Origin of the sequence: Streptomyces sp. Alt3 (assembly GCF_030719215.1) — a bacterium.
In the GTDB taxonomy this organism is placed as follows: domain Bacteria; phylum Actinomycetota; class Actinomycetes; order Streptomycetales; family Streptomycetaceae; genus Streptomyces; species Streptomyces glycanivorans.
This window is the reverse complement of sequence record NZ_CP120983.1, coordinates 7,227,247-7,250,388: the sequence shown is the minus strand read 5'-3', so window position 1 is coordinate 7,250,388 and position 23,142 is coordinate 7,227,247. Positions and strand designations below refer to the sequence as shown.

The following is a 23,142-nucleotide window of genomic DNA, read 5'->3' as shown; positions in this document are numbered from 1 at the left end:
CTCAGTACACGTCGCGGACGTACCGTTTGTCCGCCGCGAGCTGCTTGACGTAGGCGGTGGCGGCGTCCTCCTGGAGTCCGCCGTGGGCCACTGCGATGTCCCGCAGGGCCTGGTCCACGTCCTTGGCCATCCGGGAGGCGTCGCCGCAGACGTAGAAGTGGGCGCCTTCCCGGAGCCAGGACCACAGCTGGGCGCCGTGCTCCCGCATCCGGTCCTGCACGTAGATCTTTGAGCGCTGGTCGCGGGAGAAGGCCGTGTCCAGCCGGGTCAGGGTGCCGTCGCGGCGCAGGGCTTCGAGTTCCTCGCGGTAGTAGAAGTCGGTGGCGCTGCGCTGCTCGCCGAAGAACAGCCAGTTCGCCGCCCGGTGGCCGAGGGCACGCCGTTCGTCGAGGAATCCGACGAACGGCGCCACTCCCGTGCCGGGGCCGACCATGACCATGGGCGTGGCGGGGTCGGCCGGCGGGCGGAAGTGCGGGGCGCTCTGGACGAAGACGGGGACGGGGCTGCCCGCTTCCGCGTCGGCGAGGAAGGTGGAGGCCACGCCCTTGCGGACGGCTCCGTGCCGGTTCTCGTACCGGACGACGGAGACGGTGAGACCCACCAGGCCCGGGTCCGTCAGCGGACTGGAGGATATGGAGTAGAGCCTCGGCCGCAGGCGCGTCAGCGTTCCGGCCCACTCGGCCGCGGTGGCGCGGGCGGAGTGTTCGGCGACGACGTCGACGGCCTGACGGCCCCAGGTGTACTGGGCGAGTTCGCCCTTGTTGTCGGGGCGGAGCAGCTTCTTGAGGGTGCGGTCGTGGGTGCGGTCGGCGACCAGGCGCAGCAGCCCGGGGGTGATCCGGGCGATGTCCAGGTGGCGGTGCAGGGCCTCGCCCAGGGACACGGTCCCCGCCCCGGACAGGTCGACGGTGTCCGCGGGGTCCAGTCCGGTGACGGCGAGCCATTCCGCGACGAGTCCGGGGCAGTTGCGCGCCTCCACGCCGAGTGCGTCGCCGGCCTCGTAGGTGAGCGGGACGGCGCTGTCCTGCGTGTCGAAGGTGAACCGGCGCACTTCCTTGGTGGCGCCGGGGAGGCTGAGCAGTTTGTTGCCGACGAGCCGGCCGGTCGTCACCGCGCGGCGGGAGCGTGCGGCCCCGGGTGCGGACGCGGCGTCCGAACCGGAGGCGGGGGGCGCGGCCGACGGGGCGGGGGCGGACGGGGCGCCCAGCGCGGCGAACACCTCGTCGAGCCACTGCCCGGCCGGCTCCTCGTAGTCCGGTTCGCAGTCCGTACGGGGGACGAGCCGGACTGCGCCCAGCTCCCCGAAGCGTTCGTCGAGGCGTCGTCCGTGCCCGCAGAAGTCGTCGTACGAGGAGTCCCCCAGGGCGAGTACGGCGTAGCGCACACCGTCCAGCCGGGGCGTGTCGGGCGCGTTGAGCGACTTCCAGAATCCGGAGCCGTTGTCCGGGGCGTCGCCGTCACCGAACGTGCTGGTGACGACGAGCAGGTCGGCTGCGCGCGGGAGGCTCTCCAGCGGGCTGTCGTCCATGCCGAGAAGGGTCGCCGGCCGCCCTTCGGCGGTCAGCCGCCGGGCCGCGGCCGCGGCGACCTCCTCGGCGTTCCCGGTCTGCGACGCCCAGAGCACCACCACCTGGCGGCCGGACGCGGCGTCGGGGCCCGCAGCCGTCCCTGCGGGCTCCGCGCCGTGGGCCGCGTCGCCGGGCACACGGGAGAACATTCCGGCCAGCACCCCGTTGACCCACAGGGCGTGGTCCGGATCGAACGGCGCGTGGGCCGGCAGTACGGGTGTCCCGGCGGGCGGGGTCCCGAGTCCCGCGAGGAAACCCGACAGGTAACGCCGCTCGTGGTCGGCCAGGACGGGCGGTGTCGTGTCCTCGATGCCGAACACCCCGGCGAGGGCGGCGACGGGCGCGGCCACCGCCGCCGGGACCGTGGCCCCGGCGGATGAGGACGCGGCAGCGGGTACGCCGGCGGACGAGGGCGCGGCGGCCGGCACGACGGCGGCGACCTTCACCATCGTCACGGCGCAGACCTTGAACTCGGGCTGGAGGGACACCGGGTCGACGGCGTCGTTGGTGACCGCGTTGACGCTGAGGTACTCACCGAAAAGATCGTTCCAGTGGAACGGCGCGAAGCAGTCCCCCGGCCGCACCCGGTCGGTCACGACGGCCGGCAGCACGGCCCGGCCGCGCCGTGAGGCGACCTCGACCGAGTCGCCCTCCGCGATCGACAGGGCGGCGGCATCCCGCGGGTTGATCTCCACGAAGGGGCCCGGGTTCAGTCTGTTCAGCTTGGGGACCTTCCCCGTCTTCGTCAGGGTGTGCCACTGGTGCTGCAGGCGGCCGGTGTTCAGCACGAAGGGGAAGTCGTCGTCGGGCATCTCGGCCGGGGGCATGTGCGGGCGGCCGAAGAACGCGGCCCGGCCGCTCGCCGTGGGGAAGGCCAGCCGGGGCACGCTCCCGTCGGGGCGTACGGTCAGGGTCTGGCTGACGCCGTCGTTGAGGTAGCGGACCGGGTTGCGGTCGGGGCCGTCCGCGGCGGCGCTGGGCCACTGGACGGGGGCCCGGCGGAGCCGCTCGTAGCTGACCCCGCGCAGGTCGTACCCCGTCCTCGGGTTGTGGGCCCGCCTGATCTCCTCGAAGACCTCCTCGGCGTCCGCGTAGCCGAAGGCCTCCTCGTAGCCCATCTCGCAGGCGATCCGCGCGATGATCCGCCAGTCCGGCCAGGCCTCACCCGGTGGGTCGGCGGCCTGCGTGGCCAGGGTGAGGTTGCGCTCCGAGTTGATCATGACGCCCTCGGCCTCGCCCCACAGTGCGGCGGGCAGGGCGACGTCGGCGTACGCGTTGGTCTCGGTGTCCGCGAACACGTCCTGGGTGACGACGAAATCCGCCGCTTCGAGCCCCTCGATGACGGTCCGGCGGTTGGCCACGGATGCCACCGGGTTGGTGCAGATGATCCAGCAGGCCTTGATGTCGCCCTCGGACATCCGCCGGAACATGTCAATGGTTCCCGCGCCGGCCGCGTCCGTGCGCAGGGTTCCCGGCTCGATGCCCCACAGTTCCTCGACGTGGGCGCGGTCGTCGTCGGACTGGAGGACGCGCTGGCCCGGGAGGCCCGGCCCCATGTAGCCCATCTCGCGGCCGCCCATGGCGTTGGGCTGGCCGGTCAGTGAGAAGGGGCCGCTGCCGGGGCGGCAGATGGCTCCGGTGGCCAGGTGCAGGTTGATCAGGGCGTTGGTGTTCCAGGTGCCGTGGGTGCTCTGGTTGAGTCCCATGGTCCAGCAGCTCATCCACTCGCCCGCCTCGCCGATCCAGCGGGCGGCGAGACGGATGTCCGCCTCGGGGATGCCGGTGATCTCCGCGACCGTCGCGGGCGGGTAGTCCCGCAGGAAGCCGGGCATGGCCTCCCAGCCCTCGGTGTGCTCGGCGATGAACTCGGGGTCGGTGTGGCCGTTCTCGACGAGGAGATGCAGGAGGCCGTTGAGGAGCGCCAGGTCGGTTCCCGGGCGTATCTGCAGGAACAGGTCGGCCTTGTCGGCGGTGGCGTTGCGCCGCGGGTCGACCACGATGAGTTTCGCCCCGGCCTTCACCCGTTCCAGGAGGCGGAGAAAGAGGACGGGGTGGCAGTCCGCCATGTTCGAGCCGGTCACGAGGAAGGTGTCGGCGTGCTCGAAGTCCTCGTACGAGCCGGGCGGGCCGTCGGCGCCGAGGGAGAGCTTGTAGCCGCTGCCCGCACCGGCCATGCAGAGCCGGGAGTTGGACTCGATCCAGCTGGTGCGGACGAAGCCCTTGGCCAGCTTGTTGGCGAGGTACTGCGCCTCCAGCGTCATCTGCCCGGAGACGTAGAGGGCGAGCGCGTCGGGCCCGTGCTCGTCCACGACCGCGCGGAGCCGGCGCGCGGTCTCCCGGACCGCCGCCTCCATGGGCAGCGGTGCGGGCTCCTGGCTGCGGTCCGCCCGCACCAGAGGAGTCGTCAGCCGGCCGGGGGCGGCGAGCATGTCGGCGCTCAAGGCGCCCTTGGTGCAGAGCCGTCCGCCGTTCGCGGGGTGCGCCTTGTCGCCCGTGGCCTTCAGGACCGTACGGCGTCCGTCGGGGCCCCTGCCGATGTCGAGGACCATCCCGCAGCCGACCCCGCAGTACGAGCAGACCGTCCGCACCTGTGCGGGGGTGTCCGGCTGCGGATTCGCCACGGTCATGTACGGCCTTTCCTGGGGAACGCTGATGTCGCGACGGTACGAAACGCCCGTTTCCCGGGTGTCACACCGGACGAACAGCCGTGGTTACGTCCCCTGCACAGCCGTCCGTGGACGCCGGTGAGGCCCGGCCGACCACACCGGCGCACCGTCGGGTCATAATCGCAGTTCGGGCGATCATGGACGCGCCCGGGAGTACTCCGACGGTCCTGGAGGCCCGCATGAGCACCGACGCCCTTCCCGTGATCGCCGCCGTGGACGGCTCGGCGCACAGCTGGGAGGCGCTCGACTGGGCCGTGGACGAGGCGGTGCGCGGCGGTCTGCCGCTGCTGATCGTGCACGTCCGGCCGCACGCCGGGCGCGCGGAGGAGGAGAGGGGACTGCGGGAGGCCGAGGAACTGCTCGCGCGGGCCGTGCTGCGGGTCTCCGCGCGGGCCCCGGAGCTGCCCGTCTCAACCCTGGCCCCGCTGGACTTCCCCTCGGCTGCGCTGGTCTCGCTCAGCCGTGACGCCTCGCTGGTCGTCGTCGGGTCCCGTGGGCTCGGCGGTTTCCGCTCGCTGATGACCGGATCCGACAGCCTGGCCACCGCCTCGATGGCGCGGTGTCCGGTCGTCGTCGTCCACACCGGCCGCACGGACGGGAGTGACGCCGGGCACGCGGGCAGCTCCCTGGACGTGGTGGCGGGGATCGCCGCGGACGAGAGCAGCGCGACGGTCCTCGACTTCGCCTTCGAGGCCGCCGCCGCCAGACCGGGCGCACGGCTGCGGCTCGTGCACGGGTGGACGATGTTCTCGTCCGTCCTGTCCGGCGGCCCGGTCTTCGACAGCGAGGCGGCCGCGGAATCGGCGGAGCGTGCGCTGGCCGAACTCACCGCCGGGCGGGATGAGAAGTACCCGCAGGTGGAGGTCGTGCGCGAACCCGTCCGGGGCTCGGCGTCGCGCACCCTGGTCACGGCGTCGGCCACCGCGGCACTGACCGTGGTCGGACGGCGCAGGGGCGGTGAGTCCCTCGGGCTCGGTCTCTCGCCCGTCGCGCAGACGACGGTGACGCACGCGCTCGGGCCGGTGGCCGTCGTTCCCAGCTGACAGCGTGCCTCACTGCGCACCCTGGTCACGGGAACACCCCGCCCCGGCGGGGAGGCGTGGTCCGGCGGCTGCGGCACGCCCACTGTGCACTGCTGATCTTCTGCACCACACTGGGATCAGGCACTGGACGGGCGAGGAGGAGACGCATGCCGATGCGGGGCGGGCGGCCTCCGGGCGGGCGGGCGGGCGAAGGCGGAGCGCGGCCGTACGAGCGGCTGCTGCGTTCGCGCACCGGCCGCGGGGCAGTGGCGCTCTGCGCGGGCGCCCTGCCGGCCCTGGCGTTTCCGGCGCCCTCGCTCTGGTGGTTCGCCTACGTCGCTCTGGTGCCCTGGCTGCTGCTGATCCGGTCGGCGGGTACGGGACGGCGTGCGGCGGCCGACGGCTGGCTCGGCGGCATGGGCTTCATGCTCGCCGTGCACCACTGGCTCATGCCGAGTCTCCATGTGTTCATCGTGGTGCTCGCCGCTCTGCTGGGACTGCTCTGGGCGCCCTGGGGCCTGCTCGTGGCCCGGCTGCTCGGCGGCACGCCGTCCCTGCGGCGTTCGGTGGCGGCCGTGGCCGTGGTGCCTTCCGGATGGCTGATGATCGAACTGGTCCGCTCGTGGGAGGGGCTCGGCGGGCCCTGGGGGCTGCTGGGAGCCAGCCAGTGGGAGGTGGCGCCGGCTCTGCGCGTCGCTTCGGTGGGGGGTGTGTGGCTGGTCAGTCTGGGTGTCGTGGCCGTGAACACCGCGCTCGCGCTGCTGCTGGCCGTGCCGACGGCCCGTGCGGCCGCGGCCGCGTGTCTGGTGGCCGTCGCGGTCGGCGTGGGAGCGACGGTGGTCTGGGCACCACGGCCGCAGGAGACCGGCTCCGTCCGTGTCGCCGTCGTGCAGCCGGGCGTGGTCGAGGGTCCCGGCAGTGTCGAGCGCCGGTTCTCCCGCAGCGAGCAGCTCACCCGGGAACTGGCGGGCCGGGACGTGGACCTGGTGGTGTGGGGCGAGAGCAGTGTGGGCGTCGACCTGTCCCGGAGCCCCGGGCAGGCGGACCGGGTCGCGGCGCTGTCGCGTCTGGTCGGGGCCGATGTCCTGGTCAACATGGACGCACGGCGCACGGACTCCCCCGGCCGCACCGGGATCTTCAAGTCGGCGGTGCTGGTGGGCCCGGACGGGCCGACCGGGGAGCGTTACGACAAGATGCGCCTAGTGCCGTTCGGGGAGTACGTCCCGGCCCGCGCGTTGCTGGGCTGGGCGACCTCGGTGGGCAAGGCGGCGGGCGAGGACCGGCTGCGGGGCAGCGGCCCCGTGGTGATGGACCTGCCGGACGGGCTGCGGGTGGGCCCGCTGGTGTGCTTCGAGTCGGCGTTCCCCGACATGAGCCGGCACCTGGCGAAGGACGGGGCCCAGCTGCTGGTCGCCCAGTCGTCCACCTCGACGTTCCAGCACAGCTGGGCCCCCGCACAGCACGCCTCGCTCGGGGCGCTGAGGGCCGCGGAGACGGGGCGCCCGATGGCGCACGCCACGCTCACGGGCGTGAGCGCGGTCTACGGCCCGCTGGGCGAACGGGTGGGACCGGTGCTCGGCACCGACGCGAGCGAGGCCGCCGTGTACGACGTCCCGCTCGCCCGGGGCACCACCCTGTTCGTCCGGCTGGGTGCCTGGCCCGTGTACGGCGCCCTGGCGGTACTGGCCGTCTTCTTCGGTGCGCTGGGCCTGCGGTCCCTCAGGACGCCTGCTCCGAGGCGTCCAGGACCACCCGCTCGCACAGCCGGTGGGTCTCCAGGGCGTCCTGGGCACTGAGGAGTTCCCCGGACCGCACCGCGTCCAGGAAGGACACGACGCTCTGCTCGATCCCGCGCTGGCGGGCGACGGGCACCCAGTCGCCGCGGCGTCGCAGGGTGGGCTGTCCCTTGTGGTCGACGACGTCCGCGAGGTTGAGGACCTGCCGCTTCGTGTCCTGCCCGGAGACCTCGAGGATCTCCTCCGTCGATCCGTTGAGCCGGTTCATCATGCCGATCGCGGTGAATCCGTCGCCGGACAGCTGCAGCACCACATGGTGCATGAGGCCCTCGTCGATCCGCGCGCGCACCACGACGTCGGACACCGGTCCGGGAACCAGGAAGCGCAGGGTGTCGACGACGTGGATGAAGTCGTCGAGCACCATGGTGCGCGGGTCCTCGGGCAGCCCCACCCGGTTCTTCTGCAGGAGGATCAGTTCGCGCGGGTGCTCGGCGCACTGCGCGTACGACGGGGCGAGCCGGCGGTTGAACCCGACGGCGAGTGAGACGCCGCGCTCCTCGGCGAGGGCCACCAGTCTTTCGGAGTCGGCGAGTTCGTAGGCGAGCGGCTTGTCGACGTAGGTGGGGACGCCCGCTTCGAGCAGTCGGCCGACGATCTCCGAGTGCGCGGCGGTCGGCGCGTGCACGAAGGCGGCGTCGAGCCCCTGGGCCAGGAGCGCGCCGAGGTCCTGGTGGCACTTTGCCGACGGGATCCGGTGTGCCCCCGCCACCGCCGTGAGGGTGGCCGGGGTGCGGGTCTGCAGATGCAGTTCGACGCCGGGCAGGGTCGTCAGTACCGGCAGGTACGCCTTCTGCGCGATGTCTCCGAGCCCGATGCAGCCGACCTTCACGAGGTTCTCCCTGTCGCCTTGACCAGGGTCTTGTCACGGTCACGTGCTCTGCCCTTCCCTGGTCCTGGCAGCATACGTGCGCTGCGGGGGCCGCCAGTCGCAGATGCCGTCGAAGGTCCGCAGGACGAGACCCGGGCCGAGCCTGGAGACCGCGGACATCAGCCCGTCCCTGAGGGCGACGGCCGGTGCCGCGGACAGTCTCGTCATCCGGGAGATCTGCGCCGCCTTGCGGACCATCGCGGTCGTCCGGGGCACCCTGGCCGCACTGTAGGCGGCCAGACCCGCGCCCAGGTCGGCTTCGGGCGCGACGTGGTGGGCGAGCACCACGGCGTCCTCGATGGCCTGGTTACCGCCCTGACCGAGGAAGGGCACCATGGCGTGCGCCGAGTCGCCGACCAGCACGGTGCGGCCCCGGTGGAAGGACGGCAGCGGATCCGCCAGCTGGTGGACGTCGTGGCGCAGGACCTGGCCGGGCTCGACCGACGCGATGATCCCGGGGATCGGGTCGTGCCAGTCGCCGTACCTGCGCAGCAGCTCCGCCTTCTCGTCGTCGGCAGCCCGCACTCCCGCCGGCACGGCCGCCGCGGCGTAGGCGTAGATCCCGCCGTCCTTCAACGGGTGGCTGCCCCACAGCGCGCCGCGGCCCCAGGTCTCGTGCGAGCTGAAGGTGTGGCCGACTCCCGGGGAGATGACCCGCCAGGTGGTGAATCCGCTGTACGCGGGTCCGGGGTGACCTGGGAAGAGGGTGCTGCGAACCGCCGAGCCGATGCCGTCGGCGCCGATCACCAGGTCGGCCTCGATGTCCCCCGAGGGCGTCCTGACCAGGGCCCGGGCCCCGTCCGCGACACCGGGCGTGACGAGTCGGGCCGGTGTGCCGGTGTGCACGGCGGACCCGGGGAGCCGGGCGCGGAGCAGGCCGATGAGCGCGGCGCGGTGCAGCAGCACGAGCGGCCCGCCGAACCGCTCGGCGGCGGCGGCGCTGTCGGTCCGGGCGAGCCAACGCCCGGACGGCGTACGCATGCCACCGTCGCCCTGCCACACGGCGAGGGACCTGACCTGGTCGCCGAGCCCGATGACGTCCAGGGCGCGCTGGGAGTTCGGGGCGAGGCTGATGCCCGCCCCGACGGGTTCGAGCGAGGCGGCGCGCTCCAGCACCGTGACCTGCCAGCCGCTCCGGTGGAGCGCAGCGGCAGCGGTGAGGCCGCCGATTCCGCTTCCGATGACCACCGCTGCGGATGTCGCCATGACCGGACCTCCCATGCACTACACCTGTAGTAACAGCCTCACCGTACTACACGTGTAGTGGCGGCGGTAGATTAAATCCATGCCCACACGCACCACACCCGCAGGCAGCGCCCGGCCGTCCGGGCGGTCCCGCGCCGATCTGATCGCCGACTCCGCGCTCGCGCTGCTCGCGGAACGCGGCATGAGGGGCCTCACCCACCGGGCCGTGGACGAGCGGGCCGGACTCCCCCAGGGATCCACGTCGAACCACGCCCGCACCCGGGAAGCCCTGCTGGAGGCCGCCGTGCACCGGCTCGCCGAACTGGAGGGGCGGGTGCTCACTCTCGGGGAACTGCTCCCGGGCCGCGGGCCGGACCGGTTGGCCGAGGCGCTGGCCCACGCCCTGCACCGCTATCTGACCGGCAGCACCGAGCTCCTGGTCTGCCGCTACGAACTCGCCCTGGAGGCCACCCGGCGCCCCGCGCTCCGTGCCTACTACGACGAGGCGGGCAGGCGGTTCCGTGATCCGCTGGTCGCGTCGATGGCCGCGGCGGGGTCGGCCGATCCGGAACGTCACGCTCTGTCGGTGGTGGCGTGGGCGGAGGGGATGATGTTCGCCTGCGCCGCGGGGTCCTACCACCGGGCCGTACCGACCGAGGCCCAACTGAGCGCAGGCTGCGCCGAACTGCTGCGGGGCATGCTCGGCACCGGATAAGCCGTCGCGGCAATCGTCACCGATGCACGACGATGGCACCCATGACGACAAACGAACGGTCCGCGCCCGCCCTCGACGCCGCCGAGCGCACGATGCTGGAGGGGTGGCTGGACTACCACCGCGCGACCCTGGCCATGAAGTGCGCGGGCCTCACCGACGCCCAGTTGCGGGAGGCGTCCGTGCCTCCTTCGGAATTCACCCTGCTCGGCCTCGTGCGGCACCTGGCCGAGAACGAACGCGGGTGGTTCCGCGAGGTGCTGGCCGGCGAGGAGGTTCCACCGATCTACGGGACGGACGAGGACCCGGACGGGGAGTTCCATCCGACCGAGGAGGACACCTGGGAGGAGGCCAGGACCACCTGGGAGGCGGAGATCGAGGTCGCGCGGGCGAACGCCGCGAAGTTCGGACTCGACGGGCTGTCCGTCGGCGTGGGCAGGGCGGGCAAGCCCTTCACCCTCCGCTGGATCTACACGCACATGATCGAGGAGTACGCGCGGCACAACGGCCACGCCGACCTCGTCCGGGAACGGATCGACGGCGCGACCGGCGAGTGACCGGAGCGGGACCGGCCCCTTCGGGACGGCCGGCCCGGGTCATCCCCGGCCCGGCTAGCCCGGGGACACGGCGCCCGGGTGGCCGGCGAGGGACACGGTCCAAGTGGCCGGCCGGGGGGGGGCAAGGCCCACGTCATGCACCGTCCCCGCACCCCCGCATGCGCTGCTCCATACGCCCGATGGCGGCCCGCACCCCGCCGCCGTATCCGTCGTCGTCCAGGACCGCGACCCCGTCCCAGGCCCGGTCGAGGTGGATCCGGGCCGCCTCGAAGCGCTGCAGCTTCAGATAACTACGGGCCAGATCGAGATGGAGCGACGGGACGAGGGCCCGCACGGCGGTCATGTCCTGGTGCTCGGCGCCCCCGTGATCGGCGTGTCCGTGCTCGGAGCCCTCGTGCTCGGCGTCCCGGTCCGTGGCCGCCGTCCCGGTGAGGCCCTCCGCGGCCGTCAGCGCCCTCAGGCCCCAGGCCAGCCCGTCCCCGGGGTCGTCCTGGGTACCCGCCATGTAGTGGGCGAGGGTGCAGCGGTGCAGGGCGTCGCCGCTCTCACCGATCTCGGACCAGATGATCCCGAACCGGTTGCGGGCCTCCTCCCGGTCCCCCGCGTGGAGCAGCATGACCGCCTGGCCGATCCTGGTCATGACGACGTCGCCCGGCACTTCCCGCCGCTCCACCGCAGAAGTCTCCCCTGGTCACCGCCGGCCTGTTCCGGTGGCTCAGACGCTAGCCGCACCCACCGGCGATCCTGCTCAGGCGCGGGCCGCGGCCTTCGGACGGGTCGCCGGGAGGCCCAGGTCCGGGATCCGCCAGTCGATGGGCTCGTGGCCCTGGGCGGCAACGGCCTCGTTGATCTGGGTGAAGGGCCGGGAACCGAACCACTTCTTGGCGGAGAGCGGCGAGGGGTGTGCGCCCTTCACCACCACGTGGCGGTCCTGGTCGATCAGCGGGATCTTCTTCTGGGCGTAGTTGCCCCAGAGGACGAACACGGCTGGATCGGGCCGCTCGGCCACTGCGCGGATCACCGCGTCGGTGACCTTCTCCCAGCCCTTGGCCTTGTGGGAGTTCGCCTCGCCGCCGCGGACCGTCAGCACCGCGTTGAGCAGGAGGACGCCCTGCTCGGCCCACGGCATCAGATAGCCGTTGTCCGGGACGGGCAGGCCGAGCTCGTCGTTCATCTCCTTGTAGATGTTGCGCAGGGACGGCGGCGTCTTCACGCCCGGCTGGACCGAGAAGCACAGACCGTGCCCCTGGCCCTCGCCGTGGTAGGGGTCCTGGCCGAGGATGAGCACCTTCACCCGGTCGTACGGCGTGGCCTCGAGCGCGGCGAAGACCTGCTCACGCGGCGGATACACCGGCCCCTTGGCCCGCTCCTCCTCGACGAAATCCGTGAGCTCCTCGAAGTAGGGCTTCTGCAGCTCTTCGCCGAGGACGCCGCGCCAGGACTCGGGCAGCAGGTCGGTGTCGGTCACGTCCACAACCTCCGGTATGCAATCGGTTCTTGATGACAGAACCTACCGGGGACCACTGACAACCGACCCGCCGAGTCCGTCGGCCGCACTCCTACCAGCTGGTCTTGCGGTACAGCTCCCACATCTGCATGACCGTCTGGGGGTCGAGGGCGCGCTCGCCGCCGCCGATGTCCTCGCCGGCCGCCACGTAGAGCTTGCCCTGCCACAGGGGCAGCAGCCGGACGTCCTTGACGAGGATGTCCTGGGCCCGCTTGAACTGGTCGGAGACGGCACCGCGGTCGCTCTCCTGCCGGGAGGACGGCAGCAGCTCACGGGTGATCTCGTTACTCAGGTACGGAGTACCGGTGACGCTGTCCTGGCCGACGAAGGGGGCGATGAAGTTGTCCGGGTCCGGGAAGTCGGGGAACCAGCCACGGCCGAAGACCGGGTAGTCACCCTTGTTGAAACCTTCCTGGAAGGTCTTCCAGGGCGCGCTCTTCAGCGTGATCCGGAAGAGGCCGGACGCCTCCAGCTGGCGCTTCAGCTCGGCGAACTCCGGTGCGGTGGAGGAACCGTAGCGGTCGGTGGTGTACCAGAAGGTCATCTTGACCGGTGCGGTGATCCCCGCCCCGGCGAGCAGCGCCTTGGCCTTGGCCACGTCGGGGTCGCCGTAGGAGTCGAAGAAGCTGGTGGCGTGTCCCGCGATGCCCTTCGGGACCATGGAGTACAGCGGCTCGGCGGTGCCCCGGTAGACCTTGGCGACGAGCGCGTCGCGGTTCACGACCTGGGCGACGGCCTGCCGGACGGCCAGCTTCCCGGCTGCCGGGTCCTTGGGGTTGAAGACGAGGAAGCGGATGTCGGCGCCCACCGACTCGACGATCTGCAGACCGTTGTTGTCCTTCTTGTTGTCCTCGAGGCCGATGACCTCCTCGGCTGTCAGACCGCGGTAGGTGGCGTCGATCTCCTTGTTCTTCAGCGCCTCGACCATGGGGGCCGAGTCGTCGAAGTAGCGGATCGTGACCGCGTTGTTCTTCCGGTCGGCGAACCCCTTGTAGCCGGGGTTCTTCGTCAGCTCGGCCTGCTTGCCCTGCTCGTACGAGTCCAGGACGTACGGCCCCGAACCGGTGACCTTGCCGTCGTCGCGGACGCGGTCCGCCGGGTACTCGCCGGGCGGGACGATCGACATCGCGGGAGTGGCCAGGATGAAGGGGAAGGTCGCGTCCGCCTTGGCGAGGTGGAAGATGACCTCGTCGTCGCCCTTGGTCTCCACCCGGTCCAGAGACCCGAGAAGGCCGGCCGGGCCACCCTTGACCTTGATCGTCTTGATCCGGTCGATGGAGTACTTCACGGTCTCGGCGTCGATCTTGTCGCCGTTGGAGAACTTCAGGCCCGAGCGGAGGGTGCACCGGTACGCCATGCTCGAGGAGTCGGTGAAGCGGCACTCCCGGGCCGCGTCGGGCTCGGGGCTGGTACTGCCGGTCGGGAAGCTCACCAGGGTCTGGAAGACGTTCCTCATGAGCTCCCAGGAACCGTCCCAGGCGGCCGCCGGATCGAGGGTCGAGGGCGAGCTCGTCGTCCCGACCGATATCCGCTGTTCCGTCTCCGAACCGCTGTCGGACAACAGACCGCAACCAGCCAGCAGAGAAAGGGAAGCAAGGGCTGCAGAGGCCTGCAGACTGGACCGGTAGAACACGAGCACGCTCCTCGATCGGCCTTGGGGTCGGCAGACCATACCGCAGCGCCTCGCCAGGACAATCCGTAGGCCCGGCGAGGCACTTGAGGCAATCAGGCCAAACTGACGCAGGCCCGGTCAGGCCACGCCGGCGTTCAGGAAGATCCCCCCGTCGACCACCAGCGTCTGCCCCGTGACCCAGTCGGACTGCTCCGAGGTGAGGAACGCCGCCGCCCCGCCGATGTCCTGCGGGACACCGAGCCGGCCCAGCGGGTAGGCGGCTGCCGCCTCGGCCTCACGGCCCTCGTACAGCGCCTCCGCGAACTTGGTCTTCACCACGGCCGGGGCGATCGCGTTGACCCGCACGACCGGCGCGAACTCGTGCGCCAGCTGGAGGGTCAGGTTGACCATGGCCGCCTTGCTCATGCCGTAGGCGCCGATGAACGGGGACGCGGAGACGCCCGCGACCGAGGCGATGTTGACGATCGCCCCGCCGTTCTCCCTCTGCCATGCCTTCCAGGTCTGCTGGGCGAACCCGAGCGCCGAGATCACGTTGGTCTCGTAGACCTTGCGGGCCACGTTGAGGTCGAGCTCGGCCATCGGCCCGAAGACGGGGTTCGTCCCCGCGTTGTTGACCAGGTGGTCGACCCGGCCGAACGCCTCCATCGCACGCTCGACAGCCGCGGCCTGGTGCGCCTCGTCGTGCGCCTTGCCCGCGATGCCGACCGCCCTGTCGGCGCCGAGCCTCTCGACGGCCTCCTTCAGCGCGTCCTCGCCACGGCCCGTGATGACGACACGGTCACCGCGGGCGACGAACGCCTCCGCGATGCCGTAGCCGATGCCCCGGCTCGCACCCGTGATGAGCGCGACCTTGCCACTGTCCTGCACAGTCATGTTGTCCGTTGCCCTTCCGGGGTCAGTTGAGCGGTCCGCCGGCGACGTACATGACCTGGCCGGACACGAATCCCGCGTCGTCGCCCGTGAAGAACGCGATGGCGTTGGCGATGTCCTCGGGGTGCCCCACGCGCTGCACCGGGATCTGCGTGGCGGCAGCCGCCTGGAACTCCTCGAAGCCCATACCGACCCGGGCCGCGGTCTGGGCGGTCATCTCGGTGACGATGAAGCCCGGGGCGACGGCGTTGGCGGTCACACCGAACTTGCCGAGCTCCTTGGCGAGCGTCTTGGTGAAGCCCTGGAGACCGGCCTTGACCGCGGAGTAGTTCGCCTGGCCACGGTTGCCCAGCGCCGAGGAGGAGGAGAGCGAGACGATGCGGCCGAACTTGGCCTCCACCATATGCGACTGGACGGCCTTGGCCATCAGGAACGCACCCTTGAGGTGGACGTTCATCACGAGGTCCCAGTCGGACTCGCTCATCTTGAAGAGCAGGTTGTCGCGGAGCACGCCCGCGTTGTTGACGAGGATCGTCGGTGCGCCGAGCTCGGCGGCCACCCGTGCGACGGCGGCCTCCACCTGGGCGCTGTCCGACACATCGCAGCCGACGGCGAGGGCCGTGCCCCCGGCGGCGGTGATCTTCTCGACCGTGTCCTTGCACGCCGCCTCGTCGAGGTCGAGTACGGCGACGGCGCGGCCCTCGGCCGCCAGGCGTACGGCGGTGGCGGCGCCGATGCCCCGTGCCGCTCCCGTCACGATGGCGACGCGCTGCTCGGTGGTGGACATGCTTGGTTCTCCTCGCCCTTGGATCGCGGCTCAGCGGACGTCAGGAAGTTCCCGATAACTGAGCAACCGCTTAGTACCTTCAGCAGACGAGACGCTAGAAGCCCTGGCACCCGGTGTCAACGGCACACGGGGGCGCGGGCGCATGTCACACCGGACGGCGCCGTGGCCGCGTACGTCACGGGCGGCGCCGCCGGTGCCGGAATCAGCGCACCAACAGGTCGAGCAGCCGCTCGATCTCGGCCTCGGGGTCCAGGGTGAGCCCGCTGTGCACGGTGCCCGGCTGGACGACCGTGGAGCGCGGAGCGATCAGCCAGCGGAAGCGCCGGCCGGGGTCGTCACCGGCCGCCTGGCCCGCCGCGTCACCGCCGCCGCAGACCCCCTCGACCGCACGCAGGGCGGCCCGGACTCCCACCACGTCGGCATGCGGGTCCAGGGCCTTGAGCTTGCGCTCGTCCAGGTGGGTGCGCGCGGCGACGAAGGACTTCGCGCGGCAGTAGACCAGTACGCCCGCGTTGAAGCACTCACCGCGCTCGACACGGGGCACGACGCGCAGGACCGCGTACTCGAAGACATCGCGTGTGCTCATCGGGCGCTGTCCTCGCTGTTCCGTGAGGTGTCCGCCCGGGCGGCACGGTCCTCGTCCGCTGGATTCGGCCGCGGGGCCAGACGCTCCGCGAGCCAGCCGGGGGCCCGGGAGGGCTGCGTCTTCGTGGGTTCCCCCATGGAGATCCGCTCGTGGATGCTCCCCGCGCGCGCCAGCAGCGGCTCCACGTAGGCCCGCCGCAGCAGGTCAGTCGTCTCGAATCCCGGCTCTCCCGCGAGCCACTCGTCCGGCACCTCGGCGGCCACCTCGGTGAGCAGTTCCTCGGTGACCAGCGGGGCGAGCTCGGCGGCGGCAGCCGCGATGTCGGGACCGAACGGCGCGAGCACGTGGTCGGAGGCGTTGTACGGCTTCGCCGCGGACGCCTGGGCGCCCGGCCAGTTGTGGTGCCAGATCATGGTGGCCCCGTGGTCGATCAGCCAGAGATCACCGTGCCAGACCAGCATGTTGGGGTTCCGCCACGAGCGGTCCACGTTGTTGATCAGCGCGTCGAACCAGACGATCCTCCCGGCCTCCGCCGGATCCACCTGGTAGGCGAGCGGGTCGAAGCCGAGCGATCCGGGGAGGTAGTCCATGCCGAGGTTCAGCCCGCCGCTCGCCTTGAGCAGCTCCTGCACCTCCTGGTCCGGTTCGGCGAGACCGATGACGGGGTCGAGCTGCATGGTCACCAGCTCCGGCACCCGCAGCCCGAGCCTCCTGCCGAGCTCGCCGCAGATGACCTCCGCGACCAGGGTCTTGCGCCCCTGTCCCGCCCCGGTGAACTTCATGACGTACGTGCCCAGGTCGTCGGCCTCGACGATCCCGGGCAGCGAGCCGCCTTCACGCAGGGGCGTGACGTAGCGGGTCGCGACGACCTCTCTCAACACTTTCCGGGCCACCCATCTCTTCGACTGTGCACTCCATGGACTGCTTCACGGGTGCGATGACGGAAGCCGGCCGTCGGCCGCTCCTCGGGCACGAGGGTCGCCGGCCGGCGATCCGGTCCCGCCGATCCGCTTCTCGGCGGTCCTCCGGTGACGTCGTGCCCCGAACCGCACGTCTCCGGCATGAGGAGAGCATAGTGACCGAGGGTGATCGCGGGCGACGGGCGTCCGGATGCTCAGGCCCGGGGTGTGGCAGGACGCCCTATGACGATCATGACGGCGTCGTCGTCGAGGTGTCCGCCGACATGGTCCAGCAGGTCGCGCCGGAAGCGGTCGAGGAAGGCGTCCGGATCCCTCTCGGTCCAGCCGGTGACGCGCTCGGCGAGCGGGTAGAAGACGCCGCCGGCGTCGCGGGCCTCAGTGACACCGTCCGTGTACAGCATCAGGAGGTCTCCTGGCTCGAACATGAAGCTGTGGACGTGGTACCGGCGGTGCGCCAGTTCGCCGAGGCCCAGCGGGGGTGCCGGGTGGAGGGCGTCCACCGTCGTCGGACGGCCGTCGCGCAGGACGACCGGCGGCGGGTGTCCGCAGGCGATCATCTCGACCCGGCCGTCCCCGTCGGGGATGTCGAGGACGGTGGCGGTGATGAACGTTTCTCCGTAGCGGCCCGGCTCATCCGGCTCCGTCACGTCCGAGCACACGCTCCGGTCCAGGTGGGCCACCAGTTCGGCCAGGCTCGCCCGGCGTCGGGCGGCGACGCGGAACGCTCCGAGCAGCGCGGCGGCGTCATGGACCGCGGCCATCCCCTTGCCCCGCACGTCACCGACGATCAGCCGGGTGCCGGAGGGGGTGCGCGCCGCCGCGTACAGGTCCCCGCCGATCTGGGCCTCGGCCTCCGCGGCGAGGTAGAGGGAGGCGACGCCCAGCGGGCCGAGCTGCTTGGGAAGCGGCGGCAGGACCACGCGCTGGGCGGCCTCGGACACGTACCGGACCTGGGCGAGTTCCTTCGCGCGGCGCTCACGCAGTACGCAGAAGATCACGAGGCTCGTGCCGACCAGTACCAGGGCGATGATCTGTGACTCGTGGTTGGCCGAGAGCAGTTCGTCGGGATCGCGCAGCACCCCGACGACCGTCTGCCCGATCACCGCGAGCGCGGCGACCAGGCCCACGGTCCGGGGCCCGCCGAACAGCGGGGTGATCGCCGGGGCCGCGACGAGCAGCGGACCCAGATGGATGTCGGGCGGCGCGAGGACGTCGACCACACACCGCGACGATCCACGCGATCGGAATGGCGACCATCGCCCGGCCCGCTCGCGCCGGCCGACGAAGTCCTCCGGGGCGCTGCGACATGGTTCCTCTCTACACCGCCCGTACCCGGCTCGCACGCAGAGCGGGACGTTTCCCGCGGCTGGGCGGCGCCTACACTGGGAACCTTCGGGCCCGACCGCACGGCCCACGCCGGACGGGAGAACGATGGTGGCAGCAGGGGGCTCCGACGATCCGCCCGCCGAGGTGCTGGCGGACGCGGCTGCGGCTTTCGGGCTGCTGGCGTCGCCACCACGTCTGCACATCGTGTGGGCCCTGGCGGAGGGCGAGAGCGATGTGAGCGGCCTCGCCCAGCGCGTGGGCGGGGCTCTGCCCGCGGTGAGCCAGCATCTGACGAAGCTGAAGCTCGCCGGGCTCGTACGTTCCCGGCGGGAGGGACGGCGTCAGGTCTATTTCGTCGACGACGCCGACGTGGTGACCGTGGTGCGGCTGATGATCGGCCAGCTGACGGACCGGGCCGCGCATGCGTCGGCCCCCCGCCTCCGTGACCTCGGTGCCTGAGACCGCAGCGGCCTGCGGTACCGATCCGGCCGGCCCCGGGGAGCGATGGGCGGGGCAGCCGACGGGCACGGGCTCCCTGCCGGACGACGGTCCACCGCCCTGGCACGGGCTCACCTCGCTCCAGGTACTGCGGCATCTGGACAGCGGGCCCCGCGGGCTCGTCGAGGCGGAGGCGGTGGAGCGGCTCGCCAGGTTCGGCGAGAACACGGTGCCGTCGTGGAGCACCGCGTCCTGGCCCCGCCGTCTCGTGAGAAGTCTGCGGGACCCCTTCACCGCGGTGCTGCTGTGTCTGGGACTGGTCTCGGCCGTCGTGGCGGCCTGGGGCACCGCGAGCGTGATCCTCTCCCTCGTGGTGGTCAGCTGCGTCCTGCGGGCCGGCGGGGAACGCCGGGCCGACCGGTCCGTGGCCGCGCTGCGGAAGCTGGTGGCGACCACCGCGACCGTGCTCCGGCGTCCGGCTGAGGACGAGGCGCCCGGGTCACGGGAGATCCCGGTCGACGAACTGGTGCCGGGCGACGTGATCCGCCTGGGCCCCGGTGACCTGGTCCCCGCCGATGTGCGGCTCCTGCGGGCGAGCGGTCTCACGGTGCACCAGGCACCGCTGACGGGCGAGTCGGCGCCCGTGGCCAAGGAGGCCGTCGACGCACCCGATCCCCGGGGCGGGCTGTTCGACCGGCCTCAGTTGTGCTTCCAGGGCAGCAGCGTGGCCTCGGGCAGCGGTACCGCGGTCGTCGTCTCGACCGGTCCGCACACCCGCTTCGCAGCGACCCGGAGCGGCCCGGGGCAACGCGTGGCCAGCGCCTTCGACCGGTCCGTGCACGGGATCTCCTGGGTCCTCATCCGTTTCATGCTGCTGACCCCGCCCCTGGTGCTCATGGCCAACGCGGCCCTGCGCGGCAGGGGGTTCGAGACACTGCCGTTCGCGGTGGCGGTCGCCGTCGGACTCACCCCCGAGATGCTGCCGGTGATCGTCACCACCGCCCTGGCCCGCGGGGCGTCCCTCCTCGCCCGTGACCACAGGGTGATCGTCAAACGGCTCCCCGCGCTGCACGATCTCGGCGCGGTGGACGTACTGTGCCTCGACAAGACGGGCACCCTCACCCAGGACCGGCCCGTCGTGCACCGCGCGCTGGACGTGCGGGGCGGTGAGGATCCCGAGGTTCTGCGCTGGGCCGGCGTCAATGCGTGGTGGACGCTCCAGCTCGCAGACCTGCCGGTTCCGGACGCCCTGGACGAGGCGATCCTGGACGCCGTCGAGGAGGACGAGGCGCTGGAGTACGAAGGCGTGGCGGCGCTCCCCTTCGATCCGGTACGGCGCCTCTCCACCGCGGTCGTGCGCCGTCCCGGCCGCCTCGGTCTCCACACGCTGGTCGTCAAGGGGGCGGCGGAGGACGTCCTGGAGCGCTGCGCCCTCATCGAGGACGAACGGGCCCGGCTCCTCGCGCTGGCCGCCGGGGAGGCGGCGAGCGGCCTGCGGGTTCTCGCGGTCGCCACCTCCGAACGACAGGCGCGCAGCCGGGACTACACCCCGGCCGACGAACGCGGCCTGACCCTCGTCGGCTTCGTCACCCTGCGCGACGCCCTCGCGCCGACCGCGGCGGAGGCCCTGGAGGTCTTCGCCGACCGGGGCGTCACCGTCAAGATCCTCACGGGTGACCACCCGGGCACGGCGGCCCGCGCCTGCAGCGATCTCGGGCTCGACCCCGGCGTCGTCCTCGCCGCCGACACCGTCGACGGGCTGACGGACGACGAGCTCGCCGTGGCCGCCCGCCGCACCACCGTCTTCGCACGCTGCGCCCCCGAGCACAAGGCCCGGATCATCTCCGCGCTGCGCGCCGACGGGCACACCACGGGATTCCTGGGTGACGGCGTCAACGACCTGCCCGCACTCCACACGGCCGATGTCGGCATCTGTCCGCGCGACGCCGTGGACGTGGCCCGTGAGAGCGCCGACGTGGTCCTGGCCGACAAGGACCTCACGGCCATCGCCCACGCCATAACCTCCGGCCGGCACAGCAGCGTCAACATCGCCACCTACCTGCGCATCACGCTCTCCTCCAACCTCGGCAACGTGATCGCGATGCTCGTGACCGGCCTGATGCTGCCCTTCCTCCCGATGCTGCCGGCGCAGATCCTGGTCCAGAACCTGTGCTTCGACGCCGCTCAGCTCGCGTTCGCCTTCGAACGGCTCCGTCCCGCGGCGCTCCGCGCGCCGACGGTGCTGCAGCCCCGCTACTTCCTCCGCTTCATCACCGGCTTCGGACTGCTGGGAGCCGCCGCCGACCTGGCGACCTTCGGCGTCCTCGCCCTGGCCCTGCACGATGCCGCCGGCTCCGGGCAGGCCGCCTTCCACTCCGGATGGTTCACCGAGAACCTCCTGACCCAGGCACTGGTGATGCTGCTGCTGCGCACGGGCCGCCGAACCGCCGAGGGCGCCACCGCGAGTCCGGTCCGCTGGGCCGCCGCCGGCCTGGCCGTCATCGGCATCCTCCTGCCGCTCTCCCCCCTCGGACCGCTGCTGGGCATGACCGCGTTGCCGGCCCTGTACTACCCGCTGCTCGCCGCGGTCCTCGCGCTGTACACGGTGGCTCTGACGGCGGCACGGTCGCGTTACGACAGGCCCGGCGCCGAGCGGTAGGGGCCCGCGTGGGCCTGCTCGTCCGCCACCCACGCCGCTTCCGGATCATCCGTACGACAGCGAGGCGCAGAGGTCGTCGTCCGCGGTGCGCGCCCCCTCGGCGACCTCAGCCGGCACCTCGGAGGGCGCCGGGGACGCGGAGGACGCCCCCGCCTGGTCCGCGTAGGACTGCCCGAGCACGACCTCCAGGCCGCCGGTGGTGGTGGAGCGGAGCTCCCCGGTACCGAGGAGCCGGGCCAGCGTCTCCGCCTCCGCCTTCCGGCCGGGTCCGTACTCGATCACCGTGGTGCGGTGGTCCTGGCTGCTCGCCGTCGCCGTGCCGGTGACGGTCACACCCGAAGCCTCCAGTACCGCCGCCGCACGGGCGGCGAGTCCGGTGACGTCGGTGCCGTTGCTGACGGTGACGGAGATGTCCTCGGCAGGGGCCTCCTCGTCGGCGTCCGTCGAGGGGCCGGCGCCCTCCGAGGAACCGTCGCCCTTCGAGGAGGAGGTGTCCTTCCCGTCGTCGGCGTCGCTCCCGCCGCCCGCGTCCTGACCGTCGAGGGTGCGGTCGGCCTTCAGCGCCGCCCACAGCGCCGCCGCGTCCGGCTCGACGATCGCGACACGAGCGCCCTCGTACCGCCAGGGGACCGTGACGAACCGGGTGTCGTTCAGATCGATGTCCTTCAGCGACATCGCGAAGGAGACCAGTTTGTCGGCCGAACCGAGGCCGGGGTCGACCGTCATGGACGTCGTCGCCGCGTCGGCGAGCGGCAGGAGTCTCGTGGGCGTGAGCCCGTCGCTCTTCACCTTCTTGATCAGGCTGCCGACGAAGGCCTGCTGCCGTTTGATGCGGCCTATGTCGGAGCCGTCGCCGATGCCGTGCCGGATGCGTACGTAGTCCAGGGCCTTCTGGCCCGAGACGGTCTGCACCCCCTGGGTGAACAGGCGCTTGCCACGCGTGGCGCGGTTCGGGTTCAGGTCCTTCTGGTAGATGTCCTGCGGCACGCATACCTCCACGCCGCCGACGACCTCCGTCAGCGCCGAGAAGCCCTTGAAGTCGACGACCACGGTGTGGTCGACACGCAGGCCGGTGAGGTTCTCGACGGTGTTCTGGGTGCAGGCGGGGTTGCCCTCGGCCGTGCTGCCCACGGTGTACGCCTCGTTGAACATGGCCTGGTGCCTGGTCTCGGTCCAGCTGCCGTCGGGCAGCTTGCACGGCGGGATGTCCAGCAGGGTGTCGCGGGGGATGGACACCGCGACCGCGTGACGGTGGTCGGCGTAGACGTGCAGCAGGAACGCGGTGTCGGAGCGGCCGATGTCGTTCTTGTCACCGCCGCCCAGTTCGCTGTTCCCCGCGGTCCTGGCGTCCGAACCGATCACCAGGACGTTCTGCCCGTCCGAGGCGGCGGCGGGTCTGTCGTCCGAGATCCCGTCGGCCCCGAAGGTGTCGATGTTGCCGTTGAGTCTGAGGTACGCCCAGCCCGCGCCCGCCGTCACGAGCACGAGCAGCGACACCGCCGTGGCCAGGACGATCCGTATCCGGGTGCGCCCGGACCGCCGGCCCCTGGTCGCTGCTCCGGCGCCCCGACGGGTGGTCGTCGCCGCCCGGTGACTGCCTGTCATCTACGCACCCTCGTTCGTCCGGATCCGGCGGAGGGGACGACTGGACCCACCCCATGCTTGTACAGTTGCGCAATCTAGCAACCTTTGAAGCGTGCGACGCACCACCGGGTGCGCACACCGGCACCGTCGAGAGAAAGGACGGGGTGGACATGCTCCGCAACGGACTGGAACCCTGGCACCTGCTGATCCTGGCGATCGTGGTCATCATGCTGTTCGGGTCGAAGAAGCTGCCGGACTCCGCGCGCGCACTGGGGCAGTCGCTGCGGATCCTCAAGAGCGAGACGAAGGCCATGAAGGAGGACGGCGCGGCACCCGACACGGCCACCGACACCGAACCGCTCACCCCCAGGACCGCACAGCCCGCACCCGGCGACACTCCTCCGGCCCGGCCGTCCGGCCCGGAGGGCAGCGCCCGGACCCACTGAACGAACGCACCC

Annotated in this window: 18 protein-coding genes and 1 pseudogene; 7 read left to right on the top strand and 12 right to left on the bottom strand. The window is 71.8% G+C overall.

Translation table 11 applies throughout. The features are described 5' to 3' along the window. Window position 1: 1 nt before the first annotated feature. A complete protein-coding gene (locus P8A20_RS32110) occupies window positions 2-4,195 on the bottom strand; it encodes a bifunctional nitrate reductase/sulfite reductase flavoprotein subunit alpha (protein WP_306104749.1) in 4,194 nt (1,397 codons plus the stop codon). 218 nt (window positions 4,196-4,413) lie between these two features. Here P8A20_RS32110 and P8A20_RS32105 point away from each other — a divergent pair, with 218 nt between their 5' ends. Together P8A20_RS32105 and lnt are read left to right on the top strand one after the other, a co-directional pair. Then, the gene (locus P8A20_RS32105; RefSeq protein WP_306104748.1) at window positions 4,414-5,277 is read left to right on the top strand and encodes a universal stress protein; all 864 of its coding nucleotides are present in this window, start codon (window positions 4,414-4,416) and stop codon (window positions 5,275-5,277) included. A 146-nt stretch (window positions 5,278-5,423) separates the two neighbouring features. After that, window positions 5,424-7,052, top strand: a complete 1,629-nt coding sequence (gene lnt / locus P8A20_RS32100) for an apolipoprotein N-acyltransferase (protein ID WP_306104747.1) — start codon at window positions 5,424-5,426, stop codon at window positions 7,050-7,052. Here lnt and P8A20_RS32095 read toward each other — a convergent pair. Together P8A20_RS32095 and P8A20_RS32090 are read right to left on the bottom strand one after the other, a co-directional pair. Continuing rightward, complete coding sequence (locus tag P8A20_RS32095) at window positions 6,976-7,881, bottom strand: Gfo/Idh/MocA family protein (RefSeq protein WP_147962500.1); 906 nt, start codon at window positions 7,879-7,881, stop codon at window positions 6,976-6,978. The two genes, lnt and P8A20_RS32095, sit on opposite strands and share 77 nt — an antisense overlap. A 39-nt stretch (window positions 7,882-7,920) precedes the next feature. After that, window positions 7,921-9,126 carry an FAD-dependent monooxygenase gene (locus tag P8A20_RS32090; RefSeq protein WP_147962499.1) on the bottom strand — a complete coding sequence of 402 codons (1,206 nt, stop codon included), beginning with the start codon at window positions 9,124-9,126 and terminating at the stop codon, window positions 7,921-7,923. A 79-nt stretch (window positions 9,127-9,205) separates the two neighbouring features. Here P8A20_RS32090 and P8A20_RS32085 point away from each other — a divergent pair, with 79 nt between their 5' ends. Together P8A20_RS32085 and P8A20_RS32080 are read left to right on the top strand one after the other, a co-directional pair. Beyond that, a complete protein-coding gene (locus P8A20_RS32085; protein ID WP_147962498.1) occupies window positions 9,206-9,820 on the top strand; it encodes a TetR/AcrR family transcriptional regulator in 615 nt (204 codons plus the stop codon). Window positions 9,821-9,861: 41 nt separating this feature from the next. Next, window positions 9,862-10,374, top strand: coding sequence for a DinB family protein (locus P8A20_RS32080; RefSeq protein ID WP_147962497.1), 513 nt, complete (start codon window positions 9,862-9,864; stop codon window positions 10,372-10,374). A gap of 133 nt (window positions 10,375-10,507) precedes the next feature. On the opposite strand, the gene P8A20_RS32075 is transcribed toward P8A20_RS32080, so the two are convergent. The 8 genes and pseudogenes from P8A20_RS32075 to P8A20_RS32040 form a co-directional block, all read right to left on the bottom strand. After that, on the bottom strand, window positions 10,508-11,014 hold the full coding sequence (locus P8A20_RS32075; RefSeq protein WP_187282361.1) for a hypothetical protein: 507 nt from the start codon (window positions 11,012-11,014) through the stop codon (window positions 10,508-10,510). A gap of 108 nt (window positions 11,015-11,122) precedes the next feature. Continuing rightward, window positions 11,123-11,842 carry a uracil-DNA glycosylase gene (locus P8A20_RS32070; RefSeq protein ID WP_147962495.1) on the bottom strand — a complete coding sequence of 240 codons (720 nt, stop codon included), beginning with the start codon at window positions 11,840-11,842 and terminating at the stop codon, window positions 11,123-11,125. Window positions 11,843-11,933: 91 nt separating this feature from the next. Further along, window positions 11,934-13,514: an ABC transporter substrate-binding protein gene (locus P8A20_RS32065; protein ID WP_147962494.1), complete on the bottom strand. Its 1,581-nt coding sequence runs from the start codon at window positions 13,512-13,514 to the stop codon at window positions 11,934-11,936. Window positions 13,515-13,631: 117 nt separating this feature from the next. Continuing rightward, window positions 13,632-14,387 (bottom strand): SDR family oxidoreductase, encoded by a 756-nt coding sequence (locus P8A20_RS32060; RefSeq protein WP_147962493.1) that lies wholly within the window; start codon window positions 14,385-14,387, stop codon window positions 13,632-13,634. Window positions 14,388-14,409: 22 nt separating this feature from the next. After that, window positions 14,410-15,171, bottom strand: coding sequence for a 3-oxoacyl-ACP reductase FabG (gene fabG / locus P8A20_RS32055; RefSeq protein ID WP_147962492.1), 762 nt, complete (start codon window positions 15,169-15,171; stop codon window positions 14,410-14,412). Window positions 15,172-15,373: 202 nt separating this feature from the next. Beyond that, complete coding sequence (locus tag P8A20_RS32050) at window positions 15,374-15,757, bottom strand: DUF3037 domain-containing protein (RefSeq protein ID WP_147962491.1); 384 nt, start codon at window positions 15,755-15,757, stop codon at window positions 15,374-15,376. After that, window positions 15,754-16,638 carry a HipA family kinase gene (locus P8A20_RS32045; protein WP_306105223.1) on the bottom strand — a complete coding sequence of 295 codons (885 nt, stop codon included), beginning with the start codon at window positions 16,636-16,638 and terminating at the stop codon, window positions 15,754-15,756. The genes P8A20_RS32050 and P8A20_RS32045 overlap by 4 nt, the downstream gene beginning before the upstream one ends. 233 nt (window positions 16,639-16,871) lie before the next feature. Beyond that, a pseudogene (locus P8A20_RS32040) lies at window positions 16,872-17,985 on the bottom strand (PP2C family protein-serine/threonine phosphatase). Window positions 17,986-18,108: 123 nt separating this feature from the next. Between P8A20_RS32040 and P8A20_RS32035 the strand changes: the two are divergent. Together P8A20_RS32035 and mgtA are read left to right on the top strand one after the other, a co-directional pair. Beyond that, window positions 18,109-18,462 (top strand): ArsR/SmtB family transcription factor, encoded by a 354-nt coding sequence (locus tag P8A20_RS32035; RefSeq protein WP_014157511.1) that lies wholly within the window; start codon window positions 18,109-18,111, stop codon window positions 18,460-18,462. After that, the gene (mgtA, locus tag P8A20_RS32030; protein WP_371606600.1) at window positions 18,425-21,100 is read left to right on the top strand and encodes a magnesium-translocating P-type ATPase; all 2,676 of its coding nucleotides are present in this window, start codon (window positions 18,425-18,427) and stop codon (window positions 21,098-21,100) included. Before P8A20_RS32035 ends, mgtA begins: the two co-directional genes overlap by 38 nt. Window positions 21,101-21,145: 45 nt before the next feature. On the opposite strand, the gene P8A20_RS32025 is transcribed toward mgtA, so the two are convergent. Further along, window positions 21,146-22,705, bottom strand: a complete 1,560-nt coding sequence (locus P8A20_RS32025) for an LCP family protein (RefSeq protein ID WP_306104745.1) — start codon at window positions 22,703-22,705, stop codon at window positions 21,146-21,148. Between the two features lie 149 nt (window positions 22,706-22,854). On the opposite strand from P8A20_RS32025, the gene tatA reads away from it, so the two are divergent. Beyond that, a complete protein-coding gene (gene tatA / locus P8A20_RS32020; protein WP_147962488.1) occupies window positions 22,855-23,130 on the top strand; it encodes a Sec-independent protein translocase subunit TatA in 276 nt (91 codons plus the stop codon). Window positions 23,131-23,142 lie beyond the last annotated feature (12 nt).